General features: G+C 79.2%; 1 protein-coding gene and 1 pseudogene. One reads left to right on the top strand and one right to left on the bottom strand.

The window, feature by feature from the left end; all coding sequences use genetic code 11:
* Positions 1 to 801 (top strand): endonuclease/exonuclease/phosphatase family protein (locus ABZW03_RS41270; protein ID WP_355270066.1); only part of this gene is annotated, 801 nt, incomplete at its 5' end.
* A gap of 35 nt (positions 802 to 836) precedes the next feature.
* Here the strand turns inward: ABZW03_RS41270 and ABZW03_RS41275 are convergent.
* Positions 837 to 1036, bottom strand: a pseudogene (locus ABZW03_RS41275) (GDSL family lipase); the annotation flags it as partial.

Genomic DNA, 1036 nt, shown 5'->3' on the forward strand with positions numbered 1-1036 from the left:
AGCGCCCTGGTGGCGGTGGCGGCGCTGCTGTGCGCGGCGCTGCGCCGGGCACCGGCGGCGGCCTGCGCGGGCGGGGTGCTGGCCGTGGTGTGGGCGGTGGTCTTCGGGCCGCTGCTGCTGTCCGGCCCGGCGCCGGCCGGCGGGGGCGGCGGGGCCGGCGGGGAGGGGCTGACGGTGGTCACCCACAACGTGCACGCCGCCAACCCGGACCCGGCCGGCACCGCCCGCGCACTGCTCGCCGCGCACCCGGACCTGGTCGCGCTGGAGGAGGTCACCGACGCCGCCCTGCCCGCCTACCGGGCCGTACTGGAGGGGGCGCTGCCCCACCACGCCCGCACCGGCACCGTCGCGCTGTGGAGCCGCTACCCGGTGACGGAGTCCCGGCGGCTGGTCATCGACCCGGGCTGGAACCGCTCGCTGCGGGCCGAAGTCCTCGCCCCCGGTGGGCCGTTGGCCGTCTACGTCGCCCACCTCGCCTCGGTGCGCACGACCGTCACCGGCTTCGCCACCGCCCACCGCGACCACGACATCGCCGCCCTCGCCCGGGCCCTGGACGCCGAACCGCTGCGCCGGGTCGTGCTGTTGGGCGACCTCAACACCGCCGCGGACGACCGCGCGCTCGCCCCGCTCACCGGCCGGCTCACCCCGGCCCGTACCGGCTTCGGCTTCAGCTGGCCCACCGCGTTCCCGCTGGTCCGGATCGACCACGTGCTCACCCGCGACCTGCCCGCGACCGCCACCTGGACCCTGCCCGCCACCGGCAGCGACCACCGCCCGGTGGCGGCACGGCTGTCGGCGTGACGGCGGGCCCGGGTACGCGCTCCGCCCCGGCCCGGTCAGGCGACCAGGCGCAGCCAGGCCGCCGCGAGCGCGGCGTGGCCGGCCGGGGTCGGGTGGACGCCGTCCTCGGACCATTGCTCCGGGCGGCTCGTCGCGCAGAGTTCGGCGAACCTGCCGTCGGCGGCGAGCAGTTGGGCGCCGTACCGGCGGGCGGGCCTGCGCACGGCCTGGATCTTCGGGTCCGGGCCGGCGCGCC

This window comes from Kitasatospora sp. NPDC004799 (genome assembly GCF_040609095.1).
GTDB lineage: Bacteria > Actinomycetota > Actinomycetes > Streptomycetales > Streptomycetaceae > Kitasatospora.